The sequence below is a fragment of the Parapedobacter flavus genome, from assembly GCF_035818675.1.
GTDB lineage: Bacteria > Bacteroidota > Bacteroidia > Sphingobacteriales > Sphingobacteriaceae > Parapedobacter > Parapedobacter flavus.
Genome location: NZ_JAYKZZ010000004.1, coordinates 251,957 through 267,561, shown reverse-complemented (window position 1 = coordinate 267,561; position 15,605 = coordinate 251,957). Strand labels below are relative to the sequence as shown.

At 51.8% G+C, this 15,605-nt stretch carries 12 protein-coding genes; 4 read left to right on the top strand and 8 right to left on the bottom strand.

Features of this window, described 5'->3' with window-relative positions; translation table 11 throughout:
- The 8 genes from U9S71_RS04655 to U9S71_RS04620 form a co-directional block, all read right to left on the bottom strand.
- A complete protein-coding gene (locus U9S71_RS04655; RefSeq protein ID WP_326325626.1) occupies positions 1-1,329 on the bottom strand; it encodes a GntP family permease in 1,329 nt (442 codons plus the stop codon).
- Positions 1,330-1,440: 111 nt separating this feature from the next.
- Entirely contained in the window at positions 1,441-2,268 is an 828-nt protein-coding gene (locus U9S71_RS04650; protein ID WP_326325624.1) for a universal stress protein, read from the bottom strand.
- A gap of 34 nt (positions 2,269-2,302) precedes the next feature.
- On the bottom strand, positions 2,303-2,932 hold the full coding sequence (locus U9S71_RS04645; protein WP_326325622.1) for a gluconate 2-dehydrogenase subunit 3 family protein: 630 nt from the start codon (positions 2,930-2,932) through the stop codon (positions 2,303-2,305).
- 14 nt (positions 2,933-2,946) lie between these two features.
- A complete protein-coding gene (locus tag U9S71_RS04640; RefSeq protein WP_326325621.1) occupies positions 2,947-4,686 on the bottom strand; it encodes a GMC family oxidoreductase in 1,740 nt (579 codons plus the stop codon).
- 164 nt (positions 4,687-4,850) lie between these two features.
- Positions 4,851-5,429, bottom strand: coding sequence for an RdgB/HAM1 family non-canonical purine NTP pyrophosphatase (gene rdgB / locus U9S71_RS04635; RefSeq protein ID WP_326325619.1), 579 nt, complete (start codon positions 5,427-5,429; stop codon positions 4,851-4,853).
- Complete coding sequence (locus tag U9S71_RS04630) at positions 5,426-5,887, bottom strand: hypothetical protein (protein WP_326325617.1); 462 nt, start codon at positions 5,885-5,887, stop codon at positions 5,426-5,428. Before U9S71_RS04630 ends, rdgB begins: the two co-directional genes overlap by 4 nt.
- An 83-nt stretch (positions 5,888-5,970) precedes the next feature.
- Positions 5,971-6,951: a deoxyhypusine synthase family protein gene (locus tag U9S71_RS04625; RefSeq protein WP_326325615.1), complete on the bottom strand. Its 981-nt coding sequence runs from the start codon at positions 6,949-6,951 to the stop codon at positions 5,971-5,973.
- Between the two features lie 85 nt (positions 6,952-7,036).
- Positions 7,037-8,134, bottom strand: coding sequence for a mandelate racemase/muconate lactonizing enzyme family protein (locus U9S71_RS04620; RefSeq protein WP_326325614.1), 1,098 nt, complete (start codon positions 8,132-8,134; stop codon positions 7,037-7,039).
- Positions 8,135-8,269: 135 nt separating this feature from the next.
- Between U9S71_RS04620 and U9S71_RS04615 the strand changes: the two genes are divergently transcribed.
- From U9S71_RS04615 to rpoN, 4 genes are all read left to right on the top strand, one after another.
- The gene (locus tag U9S71_RS04615; protein ID WP_326325613.1) at positions 8,270-8,911 is read left to right on the top strand and encodes a DinB family protein; all 642 of its coding nucleotides are present in this window, start codon (positions 8,270-8,272) and stop codon (positions 8,909-8,911) included.
- Between the two features lie 146 nt (positions 8,912-9,057).
- Complete coding sequence (dnaE, locus tag U9S71_RS04610) at positions 9,058-13,488, top strand: DNA polymerase III subunit alpha (RefSeq protein WP_326325611.1); 4,431 nt, start codon at positions 9,058-9,060, stop codon at positions 13,486-13,488.
- Positions 13,489-13,620: 132 nt separating this feature from the next.
- The gene (trxA, locus tag U9S71_RS04605) at positions 13,621-13,938 is read left to right on the top strand and encodes a thioredoxin (protein WP_325642320.1); all 318 of its coding nucleotides are present in this window, start codon (positions 13,621-13,623) and stop codon (positions 13,936-13,938) included.
- A 120-nt stretch (positions 13,939-14,058) separates the two neighbouring features.
- The gene (rpoN, locus tag U9S71_RS04600) at positions 14,059-15,531 is read left to right on the top strand and encodes an RNA polymerase factor sigma-54 (RefSeq protein ID WP_326325610.1); all 1,473 of its coding nucleotides are present in this window, start codon (positions 14,059-14,061) and stop codon (positions 15,529-15,531) included.
- Positions 15,532-15,605 lie beyond the last annotated feature (74 nt).

The window sequence follows — 15,605 nt, the reverse complement described above, 5'->3', positions numbered from 1 at the left end:
CTAATGCAACAACCAGAACATGAAGTAGACCGTAATCATCGCGGTGCAACCGATGATGAACGTACCCATCGTGTGCAACTTATAACCCGTTTTCACCTCCATTTTAGTGATTTGGGTAAGTACCCAGAAGAAACTATCGTTAACATGGGAGACGACCAGTGAGCCTGCCCCAATGGCAATGACGACCAGTGCCTTATCGAGCTCGCTTACGAAGCCCAATGCACCCATCAGTGGAGCCGTCACCGATGCCGCGGTGATTAACGCCACGGTAGACGACCCTTGCGCACTCTTCAAAGCGGCCGCCAACAAGAAAGGAAGTAGAATGCCGAGGTTAGACGACGTGAGCATATCGCCCAATGTGGTTGCTATTCCCGAATTTTGCAGCACTGCCCCGAAAATGCCGCCGGCACCGGTCACCATAATAATCGTCGCCGAATCCGTCAAGGCGTCATTGACCCAACCATCCGTAGATAACATGTTTTTATCTAGTTTCTTCGGCAAAACGAGGCAGCAGCCAAAACCGACCAACAACGCAATAACCGGTTCGCCGAAAAAATCGAGGAAGCGGCCTAAATACACCTGCCATCCTTCTGCCGCCATATAGACCGAAAGCGACTTCCCGACGATTAGTAAAATAGGAACAAAAATCGGCAGCGATGCGCTGAAAAGGCTAGGCCGATAAGTATCCACTTGGTCGGGCTCCTCCTCGATCTCGCCCGGATCGAGGTCCACCTTCGCTGCTACCTTGTGGGCAAACAGCAAAGCGGCGACCAAAGCCATACCGGCCGAAATCATACCGAGGCCCATCACAATGCCCAAATCGGCATCGAGGATGCCGGCAGCCGCAATCGGCCCGGGGGTTGGTGGCACCAGTGCGTGTGTACACGACAACCCCAACCCTAGGGCAATCGCTGTACCCGCCAAAGAAAGACCGGCCCTTTTGGTCAGACTCTTATTCAACGACGACAGCAAAACGAAGGCACTGTCAGAGAAGACCGGGATGGAAATGATGTATCCGATGACCCCCATGGCCGTAATGACCCGCTTTCTTCCGATGAGCGCCAACATGTTATTGGCAAGTACCATGGCGCCGCCGGATTTTTCCAAAAACGCACCAATAAGGATACCGAGAATAATAACCAGCCCGATTTTCCCAATGGTACCGCCAAAACCATCCTGGATGGCGCCGACGACGCCGACAGGATCCATACCACTGACCAGCCCGGTGACGATACTGACAAGCAACAGGGCTAAGAACGGATGCAATTTCAATTTGGTGATGAGCAGCACGATGGCGGCGATACTTAATAGAATGGTGATAATGGCCATAAAACTGGTCTATATTTACGCTACAATGGGTTTCTCACGCAAAATACATAAAAGATGGAAGTATTCTTTGCAAAATTTACAAAAAAAAACCTGGTCGCTTACCGGTATGGCTTACGTTCGTATGAACAGCGACGGCACCGTGGGATAATTGGCGATAGCTTTGGTGAGGCTGGGCCTGAAAATCTTTTCAAAGAATGACTTATGCGGCCGGGCAAACACCAACAGATCCAGCTGATCTGCATTGGCTTCCTGGGTTACGGCATTGATGTCGACCTTCTCGACAAGCATGGCCTTACACGAAACGGCCCAGTGCGGGAACGCGGCTTCGACTTTGCGTTGCCAACGGGAAAGTTCCTTTTCCGGTTTACGGTCATCTTCCGTATAAAAATGCAGCATCGATAAATGTGGCTTAAGGTTGATCGCTTGCTGTAACGCCATCAATGCGTCGAGTTCATGATCGTCATAGGCGGTGAAAAAACCCACCCGCCGGAAGGAGAAGTCGGGCGTATCGATCGGAACCACCAGCACGGGAACCGGCGACTTCTTGATGACTTCATACGTGGTGCTGCCAAGGATACTTTCGGTAATATTGGTTGCGCCCTTGGTACCCATAACGACCAGCGAATGCTCATTCCGCTTGAGTTTATCGGTCACCACGTCAATCATGAACCCCTTGACGCATTCGCCCTCGATATCGACGCCTGGAAATTGGCTATTCAGGCCTTCTAACAAGCTTTTCATCGCAGCTGCCGATGCGGTCTCCGCCAATTTAATTTGCTTTACACTGTCGCCGTCTTCACCGAACCCCGAATATAGGGCAATGTAGACATGCAGCAATTGTACTTTTTGCTTGGAGGCACCAGCCAATGCGCATGCATATGCAGCGGCGACGAATGCATTTTCCGAAAAATCGGTGGGGACTAGTATCGAATTCATCATCAAACTTAGACAAAGTTGCGGTGATATACAAACGTTATCCCCAGGCGCTTTTGAATCCGTGTTCTTCAAGGACATCTTCCGGCACCCCGTCCCAAACGCCGGGTTTGTTGCCTACGTAGCCGATATCTTTCACCCCGATCTCGCTGGTGAAGAAACCCGAGGCGGTGAGGTTACGCATTAAATTGAAAAACGATACGCCGGGGGCCATCTCTGGTTTGGCTTTTGCCGGATAGGCAATTTCGTCTACCATTTGCAATTGGCGTTGCGTGTCGCAGTTCACAAACGCGTTGCCAAAGCGCCGCTGGCACTGCATATCGAGCCACTGGAGGCCGCCCCGCATGGGGATCTGGTAACTAGGAATGTCTTTCACCATGAATTCGATAAAGTCGGGCACGCCCGCATCGGTGGCACTGCCCGAGACGTCGTCGGCCGGTATGATGATATCAGCCAGCACCCCTAGGGTGGCCAACTCATGGGATGAAAAAAACTGTTCTTCGGCCAGCTTCGTGTTGCGCTCATGCTCGACATCCGTTACGCCCGGCAGTTGTTCGCCCACTTTCGTTGCACCTTTCTTTGCCGTTTTGGGACCACAGGAATCAAGCATCAATGCCCCACCCGCCGCTGCCGCTAAGCCAAGTGCCTTTAAGGTGTCTCTTCTGTTCATATCCGTATCTTTGGTTATCCGATATTCAGTTTATTGCGCTGTTCTAAAATATAATCCGCCGTGCGCATAGACAGGGCAAGGATGGTCCACGTGAGGTTTTTGTCGCCCTGTTGCACAAACGGACCCGCGTCGACCACGAATACGTTCTTGCAGTCGTGCGACTGTCCCCATTTGTTCAGCACCGATTTCTTTGGATCGTCGCCCATGCGTGTGGTGCCGCCCTCATGGATGATTTTACCCGGTGCTTCCAAACCATACGAGGTTTCCGGTCCCGGCATCGACGATATGCCCTCTGCTCCCATCTCATGCAGGATTTCGCGGAAGGTTTCCTGCATATGTTTAGCCTGTTCAACCTCCTCATTGGCCCATTTGTAGTGGAAGCGAAGCACGGGGATACCATATTTATCGACGCGTGTGGGGTCGATCTCGCAATAATTATCGTACCGGGCCAATGCCGTACCCCGACCAGCCATGCCTACGCCAACGCCGTAAAAACGCCGGTAGTCGTCTTTCAGCTCCGCACCGTATCCGCCCTGTTCGCGCTGGCCACCATCTCTGGTGGGCACGAGGTGGCGCATACCGGGCACCCCGTTCGTAAAGCCGTACGACGGCATATGCAATCCACCACCGTATTCGATGTGGTATCCACGGGGGAAGCTGAGCTTTCGGTTATCTCCCCACCATGGCGAATAAATGTGCACACTGCCCACCCCATCTTCATTGTAGCGTTTACGATCGAGCAGCTGCGGCAGGAAGCCACCCGCACTGGCGCCGGTGGAGTCGTGCAAATACCGCCCTACCAGCCCACTGCTGTTGCCCAGACCGCCTGGATGAGCGGCCGATTTTGAGTTCAGCATGAGCCGTGCACTTTCGCACGCGCTCGCCCCCAAAACCACCAACTTGCCCTGCACGGCATGCTCTTGGAGATCGCGGGTATCCACATAGGAAACACCGGTGGCCCGCCCTTCGTCGTCGGTAAGCACCTCACGGACCATCGCGTTGTCGATCACCGTCAGTTTACCCGTTTTCATTGCCGGCATGACCAAGCACGACGAGGAAGAGAAATCGCCGTATACGCGGCACGAGCGGCCGCATTGACCGCAGAAAAAGCAGGTGCCTCGGCCTTCTACCCCCGGAAGGGCCTCGGTAAGCACCGAACCACGGCCCGCGATAACCGGAACGCCAGCCTTCTTTGCCCCTTTTTTGATATACAATTCATTGAGCCGCGGCTTGGGTGGTTTCAGGAAAATGCCATCGGGCTCATTCCGGATGCCTTCCACGGTACCATAGATACCGATCATCCGATCGACGCGGTCGTAATAGGGTTTTATTTCATCGTATGTAATGGGCCATTCCTCAGTAACCCCGTCGGTCGGTTTGAAATCGTCGGGACCCATACGCAGCGAAATGCGACCCCAGTGGTTGGTACGGCCACCGAGCATCCGTGCCCTGAACCAATCGAACGACGTACCCGGTACATGGGTGTAGGGCTCTCCGTCCAGTTGCCAACCGCCATAGGCCGCGTCGAAGTCGCCAAAGGGCCGGACGGTGCCTGCGCCTCTACGGGGCGATTCCCACGGCCATCGCATCTGAAGTGCGTCTTTCGCCGGGTCGAAAAAGGGACCAGCTTCCAGCATCAATACATTTAGCCCGGCATGGGCCAATACGTAACCGGTCATCCCGCCGCCTGCACCGGAACCCACTACAACCGCATCGTATACGGTCGGGTTCGTTTTGATCTGATAAGAAATCATTACAATAGGGTCTATTTAACTGCTTATGTTTAGTTCTTTACCCGTGCCCTACCGGCACGTCATTATTCGTGACCAAATATAGAATTAATTGGCAATAAACCCCAAGAAAAGCTAAAACGATTATCCTGTTTCGTTGAAAAACAACCTCATGAACGGGTATATTATCAGTAATTTGCTTTCAGGAAGTCAGCCAGTTTAGCCACGGCGATTGCACGGTGGCTGATGGCATTTTTTTCGGCTGGTGTCATTTGGGCAAATGTCTTCTGGTAGCCCACAGGTGTAAATAGCGGATCGTAACCGAAACCACCGTCGCCTCGGCGCTCGTAACCGATGGTACCCTCGACCACGCCTTCGAAAAAATGCTCCCTATCGCCTATCCGGAGGGATATGACCGTACGGAACCGCGCACTGCGGTCGGGCTGGTCGCCAAGGCGTTGCAACAGCAGGTCGATATTCTTCTCCATATCGCGAGTACCTGAATAGCGGGCGGAGTACACCCCGGGCTCGTTGCCCAATGCCGTCACTTCAAGACCGGAGTCGTCAGCGAAACAGTCGCACCCATACCGCTCATAGAGATACGTGCTCTTTTGCGCGGCATTGGCTTCGAAGGTATCGCCTGTTTCGGGGATATCATCCGTACATCCGAGATCGGCAAGTGTACGGATCGAAAATTTGTCGCCCACCACGGCACGTACTTCTTCCAGTTTGTGGGCGTTATTAGTAGCAAAGACCAATTCAATCATATCAACAATCGTTTAATGGTGGTCCAAAACACTCGTTTTTTCTCGGCATCAGCCAGCATCTCGCCAAAAGCGTGGGTATGGAATACGTGTAGGCCGTCTTGTTCGGGCCACGCGAATGGTGTGCCCAGGTTGACGACCACTTGTGGTTTAAAAAAGGACATCAGCTGATCCACCGATGGTGATACCGCCAACCTGGCCAGGTTCAACAATGCCACATCCGCTTCGGCGAGCTCCAGCGCGGCCAAGGTTTTGATGAAGGCATCCATATCCGCTTCAGGCATCCATTCGTGCTGTTTTTCGTCGGTCAGAAACAGGTAATTGCGTTTATTCTGGCCGAAACAAACAAATGACGGAGCTGCCGGCTGCGGCGCAGGTTCGGCGGGCGCATCAAAAACCGTCTCCGTCATCAGGTAACGTAGCGCAATGGGGTCAACGGTATTTAGGGTTGGCAGCGACATTTTTTTGTGGTTTGCTTTCTGCTATTTGCTCATCTGCGTTAATTCGTTTAATTCGTGTCATCGGCGTTCCATCATCAAACCAACTACTGGCCCAACACCCACGCAAAGATGAGCGGCACAACGATGGTGGCATCGGACTCAACGATGAATTTAGGCGTATTGATATCCAACTTGCCCCAAGTGATTTTCTCGTTGGGAACCGCACCAGAATACGACCCATAGGATGTGGTCGAATCGGACACCTGGCAGAAGTAACTCCAAAACGGGATGTTTTCCATCTCCAGATCCTGGTATAGCATAGGCACTACGCATATGGGGAAATCGCCGGCGATGCCGCCGCCTACCTGGAAAAAGCCGACACCCTTGCCTCCGGAGTTCCGGATATACCAATCGGAAAGGTAAGCCATGTATTCGATACCACTTTTCATGGTTGTGGCTTTCAGCTCCCCTTTGATCACGTAAGACGCGAAAATATTGCCCATGGTGCTGTCTTCCCAACCGGGTACCACAATAGGCAGGTTTTTCTCGGCAGCTGCGAGCATCCACGAGTTCTTCGGGTCAATCTCGTAATACTGCTGCAATACGCCGCTGTTGAGCATCTTATACATGTACTCATGCGGAAAATAACGTTCGCCCGCCGCTTCGGCATCGCTCCAGATTTTGTGAATATGTTGCTGTAGGCGGCGGAAAGCCTCTTCTTCCGGGATGCAGGTGTCGGTAACGCGGTTATAGTGGTTTTCCAACAGGTCCCATTCATCCTGCGGACTCAAATCGCGGTAATGCGGTACGCGTTTATAGTGCGAATGGGCAACCAGGTTCATGATGTCCTCTTCGAGATTGGCCCCTGTGCAGCTGATGATGGACACTTTATCGTGCCGGATCATCTCGGCGAGGGAGATTCCCAATTCGGCGGTGCTCATCGCGCCAGCCAGGGTAATCATCATTTTACCGCCCGCATCGAGGTGGGCTTCGTAGCCTTTGGCTGCATCGACCAACGCCGCGGCATTGAAGTGCAGGTAATTCGTTTCGATAAACTGGGAAATGGGGCCCTTCGCTTTGCTCATATCGTGTTTCTTAACTATGTAATTAATCTCCGACACAAAGGTAGGACTTTCGACATGAAGTTAGAAGCCCGAAGTGACTTACCAATCAAACCGTCCAGTATTCACATTTCTGGAGGAATACAGGGTCGATATCGGCACCGATGCCCGGCTGCTCGGGTAGCGACAGCCGATAGCCACTGAACGCTACGCCGCCGGTTACCGGATCTTCGAGGTGACCAAGCATACAGGTATCCATATCGAAGAACTGCACATTGGGCGCGGCATACGCAAAATGCACCTTAGCGGAAAGGGCGAGCCGGCTTTCCAGCATACCGCCGATCATGCACGGGATATGGTGGTTTGCCGCAGCCTGCTGGATGCGCAGCGCCTCGGCGATACCGCCGGATTTGGAGAACTTGATGTTGATGTAGTCACAGGCACCCTGCGTAGCCAAGCGAATGGCATCCCGGTGGTCGTAGCAACTTTCATCGGCCATGATGGGAATGGTGGTTTGCGTACGCAGTTGGGGTAGCAGGTGGTCGTCATAGCTCCGCATGGGTTGCTCGCAGAACTGGATGTTGAACTCCTGCAACCCTTGAAGCGCAGCAACGGCCTCTTCGAACGTCCACCCTTGGTTCGCATCTATCCGAATGGGCAGGGCCGCCCCTACCCCCTCCCTGATCGCGCGGATACGCGCGATATCTTCCTCCGGCCGTTTTCCTAATTTCACCTTTAGCACCGCGGCGCCCTGTTTTTTAAAGGCCAATGCCTTGGCTGCCATTTCCGCGGGGCTGGCGATACCCACCGTGATGTCGGTAACGATATCGCGCACGCTCCCCCCCAGGAAACGGTATAGCGGCACGCCGGCATGCTTGGCCGCAATGTCGTACAACGCCATATCAAAGGCACTCTTGATGGTCGTGTTGCGCGCAATGAACGCATCCAGCTCGGCAAGCCGCTCGTCGATAGCCAGTGGGTCTTTCCCTGCCCACAGCTGGGCGAAATCGCGCGCGAGCACAAGACAGGTATCCTGCGTTTCGCCAACAATCATCGGGAAAGCTGAACATTCGCCAACGCCGTAAATACCCTCGTCGGTATGGATACGGATGAATGTGTTCTGCGCATAATCCATGGTCCCGGTGGCGATGACGAACGGTTCCATCGGAATGCTGAGGCGATAAATTTCGGTGTGGGTGATCTTCATTTTCTTTTCAATTGCGAGCGTCGAAAATAATGTTTTTTTTGCTTTTGTCGTAAATATCCCCCTACGATGTCGCAACAACCACCTACAGCATACGGTAGACTTTCGTTAAATTTGAGCCAAACAAAACATAACAAAATGAACAAACTATTTTTATTTGGTGCTGCGTTTATCGCATTGTCGTTTACGCACCCCACAATGACGACCAACACGGTAAAACCGCTCGAAAGTACGTTTGTGCCCGTACAGAATGACAAGGCGTTTTTATTGGACTATTACCGGAAAACGGAAAACCGGCTAAAGGAGCAATTAAAAGGACTAAGTGATGCACAGCTACAGTTTAAGCCTTCGGCCGACAAATGGTCCATCAGCCAGTGTGTGGAGCACATCATCAAAACAGAGAACATGCTTTTCGGCATGGCCAAGGAAACGCTGGCAAAACCCGCAAACCCCGAACGGAAAACGGAGGTGAAGGTAACGGACCAACAGCTCATGGATGGCATTACGGACCGCAGTCATAAAGCTGAAGCGCCGGCAGCGCTGATTGGTGAGGGGGCGTACACGGATGTAAAGACGGCGATGGCCGACTTCCGTGCGCAACGGAAAGCCATACGTTCATACCTTAAGGACGTATCGGTCGATGACCTGCGCAATCACGTCAGCGACTCGCCGTTCGGCCCGGTGGATGGTTACCACTCCATGTTGTTCATCGCTGGCCATACCGCTCGGCATACCCTCCAGATCGAAGAAGTAAAAGCAAACCCCGCTTTTCCGAAATAAAGAGGTATACGCCGATGGGCAGATGTGGAAAAATAACCCACATCATCTACAGCTACTTGGCATCCTAATGTCGTCGAAGCATCGTCGGCATTAGGCTTTCCCGTCGAAAAAACATAAGTTTGTTTGGGTTTTTTTGAGGCAAGCTGATGTATTTGATTTTTGACACCGAAACAACGGGTCTTCCCAAACGTTGGGACGCCCCGATTACCGACACGGATAACTGGCCCCGCTGTATCCAGATCGCCTGGCAGTTGCACGACACCATGGGCGAGCTCGTTGAACATCAAAGCTACCTGATTAAACCTGAGGGGTTCAACATTCCATTTGACGCCGAACGGATACACGGCATCAGCACCGAACTGGCGGAAGAACAAGGAGTTCCGCTGGTTGAGGTACTCCACGAGTTCAATGCCGCTTTGGCCAAATCGAAATTCGTTGTCGGCCAGAACATCGGTTTCGACATCAACATCATGGGATGCGAGTTCCACCGGACGAGCATCGATTCGCCCATGGCGCAGCTACCCGTGCTCGATACCTGTACCGAAGTGACGGCCGAATTGCTGCGGATACCCGGCGGCCGTGGCGGTAAATTCAAATTACCCAACCTGACCGAATTGCACCAATACCTTTTCGGGACGCCTTTCGCTGAAGCGCATAATGCGACAGCCGACGTGGAAGCGACCACCCGTTGTTTCCTCGAATTGGTAAAACGCGAGATTTTCACGCCTGCCGAATTGCAGGTAGACACCGGCTATTTCGTCGAGTTCCGCGACCGCAATCCACAGCCCATAGCACCCATCGGCCTCACGCATGTGAACCTCAAGGCGGCATCCGACGAAATCCGTAAACGGCTGCAAAGTGAGCAGCAAACCGCTATTCCCACACAAGAGCTGGAAGCCAACAAGCGGGATATGGCGGCGGTGGACTTTGCGCATTTGCACAACCATACCCAGTTTTCTGTCTTGCAGTCCACCATTTCGGTAGGTGCGCTGGTCAAAGCTGCGGCCACCCACAAGATGCCGGCGGTAGCGATGACCGACCATGGCAACATGATGGGAGCCTTTCAGTTCGTTAGCGCGGTTCTCAATCACAACAAGGCCGCGGAAGCCAAAAATAAAGCTGCTTTGGAGGCGGGGGAAGCCGCCACCGAAACCATCATCAAGCCTATTGTGGGCTGTGAGTTCTTCGTTTGCGAAGACCACACCGACAAATCCCGGAAAGACAATGGTTACCAGGTTGTTTTCCTAGCCAAAAACAAGGCTGGCTACCACAACCTGGCCAAAATGGCTTCCATTGCCTATACCAAAGGGTTCTATTACGTGCCCCGTATTGACCGTACCATTGTGGAGCAATACAAGGAAGATGTAATCGTGTTATCGGGCAACCTGTATGGCGAAATCCCCAACAAATTGCTCAACATGGGCGAGAACCAAGCTGAAGAGGCGTTGGTTTGGTGGAAAGCCACGTTTGGTGCTGACTTCTACATCGAAGTGATGCGGCATGGTCAGGAAGACGAAGACCGGGTAAATGAAAGCCTCGTTAGTTTGGCGGCCAAGCACCAGGTGAAAACGGTAGCAACGAATAATACCTACTACATTAACAAGGCGGATGCGCATGCACACGATATCCTATTGTGTGTGAAAGATGGTGAAAAGCTGGCTACCCCCAAAGGTCGTGGCCGTGGCTTCCGCTATGGGCTCCCTAACGAGGAATACTACTTTAAATCGGGTGAGGAAATAAAAAAAGCATTTGCGGATCTTCCAGAAGCCATCCTCAACATCCAGGAGATTGTCGACAAAGTTGAACCATACTCGCTATACCGCGATGTCTTGCTTCCGAAATTTGAAATACCGGAGGAATTCCAGGTACCGGAAGACCAGGAAGACGGAGGCAAGCGCGGGGAAAACAAGTATTTACGCCACCTCACGTACGCAGGAGCGGAAAAACGGTACTCAGACCTCGCCCCGGCGGTCCGCGAGCGCTTGGATTTTGAATTGGCGACGATTGAACGCACGGGTTACCCCGGTTACTTCTTGATTGTACAAGACTTTATTGCCGCGGCCCGTGAGATGGGCGTATCGGTGGGGCCGGGTCGGGGTTCGGCAGCGGGATCGGCGGTAGCGTACTGCCTTGGCATCACCAACATAGACCCGGTTGCATACGACTTGCTTTTCGAACGGTTCCTCAACCCCGACCGTATTTCCATGCCCGATATCGACATTGATTTCGATGACGAGGGCCGTGGTCGTGTGATGGACTACGTGATCGGCAAATACGGTGCGAATCAGGTAGCCCAGATCATCACATACGGCACCATGGCGGCGAAGTCGTCTATCCGCGACACCGCGCGGGTGCTGGACCTCCCGCTGTTTGAGGCCGATAAAATTGCGAAGCTCATCCCCAACCTGAAGCTCAACAAAATCTTCAACATGGATGCCAAAGCGCTTAAAAGCGCGCTCCGTGGGGATGAAATGGAAAATGTACAGCAGTTGGTCTCCATGTCAGAAGGGACGGGACTGGAAGCCGAAACGATTCGCCAGGCAAAAGTACTGGAAGGCTCCCTGCGGAATACGGGTATCCACGCCTGTGGGGTCATCATCACGCCCGACGATATCACCAACTTCGTGCCCATTGCGACGGCGAAAGACTCGCAGTTATACGTTACCCAGTTCGATAATGCGGTGGTGGAAAGTGCAGGGCTGCTCAAGATGGACTTCCTGGGCCTCAAGACCCTCACCCTGATTAAAGACACGGTTAAAATTGTCAAACACCGGCACGGTGTTGAGCTGCACCCCGACGAATTCCCGATAGACGATCCACAAACTTACGAACTTTTCCAGCGTGGCGAAACGGTCGGCATCTTCCAGTACGAGTCGCCCGGCATGCAGAAATACATGAAGGAGCTGAAACCTACGGTCTTCGGCGACCTGATCGCGATGAACGCGCTGTACCGTCCTGGCCCTATGGAGTATATCCCCAGCTTCATCCGCCGCAAGCACGGCCATGAGCCCATTACATACGATTTGGATGCCTGCGAGGAATACCTGAAAGAAACCTATGGCATCACGGTGTACCAGGAGCAGGTGATGCTCCTTTCACAGAAATTAGCGGGGTTTACCAAAGGCGAAGCTGACGTACTGCGGAAAGCGATGGGCAAGAAACAACGCGACGTACTGGATAAAATGAAGCCGAAGTTCGTTGAGCAGGCCGCCGCTAACGGACATGCCGCAAAAGTACTCGAAAAGATATGGAAAGACTGGGAAGCATTCGCCAGCTATGCATTCAACAAGTCGCACTCCACCTGCTATGCCTGGGTGGCCTACCAAACAGCCTACCTGAAAGCCCATTACCCGGCGGAGTACATGGCGGCGGTACTTTCAAACAACATGAACGACATCAAACAGGTAACGTTTTTCATGGAAGAATGCAAACGGATGGAACTGCAGGTATTGGGCCCCGATGTCAACGAATCGTTCTATAAATTCACGGTAAACAACCAAGGGGCTATCCGCTTTGGTATGGGTGCTGTGAAAGGCGTGGGCGCCGGAGCTGTGGACACGCTTGTGGAAAGCCGCAAAGACAAGCCTTATTTATCGATTTTTGACTTGGCACGCCGGGTGGACTTACGCGCAGCGAATAAAAAAGCGCTCGAAAGCCTGACATACGCGGGTGGGTTTGACTGCTTTGTGAACACCCACCGGGCGCAATACTTCCATACCGATGGCGACGGTGGTACAGTGCTCGAGAAATCGCTGAAATACGGGGCAAAGCATCGCGAAAGTGAGAACTCGGCGCAGGTGAGCCTGTTTGGTGGTGGCAGCAATGTGGAAATACCCGAACCGACGCTACCCCATTGCCCCGAATGGGGCCTGATTGAAAAGCTCAAGTACGAGAAAGATGTCATTGGCATCTACCTCACCAGCCATCCCTTGGATAGCTATCGGTTTGAAATCGACCATTTCTGCCAACATCCGGTTAAGTTCCTCACCCTCATTGACAAAGCGAAACAGACGGAAGTGCCCGACGAGGTTAGGGAAGATTTCAACAAAATCAAGAACCGCGAACTGACCATTGGCGGCATGATCACCGCAGCCAGTCACCGGATCACGAAAAACGGGAAACCGTTTGGCGTGATGGTCGTTGAAGATTATTCGGATGCTTACGAAATAGCGCTCTTTGGTGAAGAGTACGTAAAAATGAAAGGCTACCTCAACGAAGGCTACTTTGTGCAGATACGGGGGATGGTTGCGGAGCGTTACCGCCAAGCCGGCAACTGGGGGTTTGAAATAAAGAGCATGCAGCTGCTTTCGGATTTGCGCGATAAGCTTGCTAAAAGCCTGACGATACAGGTGCCGCTTCATGAACTGAACGATGGCTTTGTGGAGCGCATACAACAACTTGTACACACAAACATCGAGCAGTACGAAAGCAAAACCTGCCAATTGCGGTTTGCCATCCGAGATATGGAATCGGAAATCAGCGTCGAAATGCCATCTAAAGGGCTGAAAATCAACCTTAGTAATGATTTTATCGAAACGCTTACCAAAATAAACGGGGTACATTACAAGTTAAATTAATGTCAGATTGTCGCAGTTTATGCCTTGGCAATGATTTTGATCGCTATCTTTGTGCGTAGCAGTAGGATGTGAGGATGCATGCAGAACGCAAAAAAGCAAATAACAAAAAAGCAACTATAACGATTAAACATTATGGCATTAGAAATCACAGACAGCAACTTCGATGAGGTTGTACTTCAATCAGACAAGCCTGTATTAGTAGATTTTTGGGCAGAATGGTGTGGTCCTTGCCGCATGGTGGGCCCCATTGTGGAAGAACTGGCTAAGGAATACGATGGCAAAGCCGTGGTGGGCAAGGTAAATGTTGATTATAACCCCGATATTTCGGTCAAGTATGGCATCCGCAATATTCCCGCGCTTTTATTCTTCAAAGATGGCCAGATTGTAGACAAGCAAATCGGTGCTGTACCCAAATCGGTACTGGCCGATAAGCTGGTTAAACAACTGTAGGCAACTTACAAAGCTCATGATACAGCCCGTGGTTTGACGACCACGGGCTATGTTTTTTTCATCAATAGCACCGCATGCAGGTTTCCTGTATTTTCTGTATGTTTGTGAAGTATTTAAGTTATGCTAAAACAGACTTTACAACAGAAGCTACTACAGAAACTTTCACCGCAGCAAATCCAATTCATCAAATTGCTGCAGGTGCCTACGGTATCATTGGATACGCGTATCAAAGAAGAGCTGGAAGAGAACCCGGCATTGGAGGACATCAGCCTGGCCAACATGAACGATCCCGTTGAAGAATATCCGGACAAAGACCCCGACGATAACTTCAATGAAGATGACCAATCGGGCGAACTCGATGAATTCAATGTAGATGATTACCTACAGTCAGACGACATAAACGACTACGGATCAAGCCAAAGTAACGGTGGCGATGACGAAGACGATCGCAAGGAAATACCCATAGCCATTCAGAACTCTTTTTTCGAGAACTTACAGCAACAACTCGACCTGTTGGCCCTGTCGGATAAAGATTTTCTTGTCGGACAACAGATCATTGGCAGTTTGGACGACGATGGATACCTACGGCGGCCGATATCTTCGTTGATAGATGACCTGGCATTCGCCCAGAACATCATCGCCGAAGAGGAGGAGGTGGCCGAGATTCTCAAAATCATCCAAGGCTTTGATCCCGCAGGGATCGGTGCCCGCGACTTGCAGGAATGCCTGCTCATTCAGCTCCGGAAAAAGGACCAGGAAAATCCGGTCATTAAAAAGGCGATGCTCGTCGTTGAGAACCACCTCGACGAATTTACGAAAAAGCATTACGATAAGCTCGAACGGGCACTCAACATCGATTCGGAAGAACTAAGGGAAATTGTCAACGAAATCCTCAAGCTCAATCCGAAACCAGGCGACTCCGGCGCGGTGGCCGGCAAACAACTGCATATCATTCCCGACTTCCACATCTCCAACAACGACGGCGTGCTCCACCTTACCCTGAATGCGCGCAATGCGCCCGAGCTCCGCGTGAGCCGGTCATACCAGGAGATGTTTGACCATTACGACAAGGCTGCCCAGAAAGACAAGAAAATGAAGGAAGCCGTTCAGTTTGTGAAACAGAAACTCGATTCGGCAAAGTGGTTTATCGACGCCATTAAGCAACGGCAACAGACCTTGCTCAAAACCATGAATGCCATCATGAACTACCAATACGACTATTTCCTTACCGCCGATGAACGGAAGCTGAAACCGATGATCCTCAAAGACATCGCAGACCGAATCGACATGGATATCTCAACCGTTTCGCGGGTGGCCAACTCCAAATATGTGCAAACGGAATTTGGGACGTTCTTGCTGAAATCGTTCTTTTCGGAGGCTATCCAAACCGACAGCGGTGAGGAGGTGTCTAATAAAGAAGTGAAGAAGATACTGGAAGAATGCATCTCTACGGAAAATAAACGAAAACCACTTGCCGATGAGAAGCTTACGGAAATATTGAAGGAGAAAGGATATACGATTGCTCGCCGTACCGTGGCCAAGTATAGGGAAGCTATGGGGATTCCTGTAGCACGGCTGCGGAAGGAGTTGTAAAGTGAAGTTGTGAGATTGTGAGGGTGTGAGGGTGTGAGGGTGTGAAGTTGTGAGATTGTGAAGTTGTGAGATTG

Bases quoted from the DNA above. Each gene is read 5' to 3' on its own strand.
- U9S71_RS04655 (WP_326325626.1), bottom strand. From the start codon at position 1,329: ATGGCCATTATCACCATTCTATTAAGTATCGCCGCCATCGTGCTGCTC.
- U9S71_RS04650 (WP_326325624.1), bottom strand. From the start codon at position 2,268: ATGATGAATTCGATACTAGTCCCCACCGATTTTTCGGAAAATGCATTC.
- U9S71_RS04645 (WP_326325622.1), bottom strand. From the start codon at position 2,932: ATGAACAGAAGAGACACCTTAAAGGCACTTGGCTTAGCGGCAGCGGCG.
- U9S71_RS04640 (WP_326325621.1), bottom strand. From the start codon at position 4,686: ATGATTTCTTATCAGATCAAAACGAACCCGACCGTATACGATGCGGTT.
- rdgB (WP_326325619.1), bottom strand. From the start codon at position 5,429: ATGATTGAATTGGTCTTTGCTACTAATAACGCCCACAAACTGGAAGAA.
- U9S71_RS04630 (WP_326325617.1), bottom strand. From the start codon at position 5,887: ATGTCGCTGCCAACCCTAAATACCGTTGACCCCATTGCGCTACGTTAC.
- U9S71_RS04625 (WP_326325615.1), bottom strand. From the start codon at position 6,951: ATGAGCAAAGCGAAGGGCCCCATTTCCCAGTTTATCGAAACGAATTAC.
- U9S71_RS04620 (WP_326325614.1), bottom strand. From the start codon at position 8,134: ATGAAGATCACCCACACCGAAATTTATCGCCTCAGCATTCCGATGGAA.
- U9S71_RS04615 (WP_326325613.1), top strand. From the start codon at position 8,270: ATGAACAAACTATTTTTATTTGGTGCTGCGTTTATCGCATTGTCGTTT.
- dnaE (WP_326325611.1), top strand. From the start codon at position 9,058: ATGTATTTGATTTTTGACACCGAAACAACGGGTCTTCCCAAACGTTGG.
- trxA (WP_325642320.1), top strand. From the start codon at position 13,621: ATGGCATTAGAAATCACAGACAGCAACTTCGATGAGGTTGTACTTCAA.
- rpoN (WP_326325610.1), top strand. From the start codon at position 14,059: ATGCTAAAACAGACTTTACAACAGAAGCTACTACAGAAACTTTCACCG.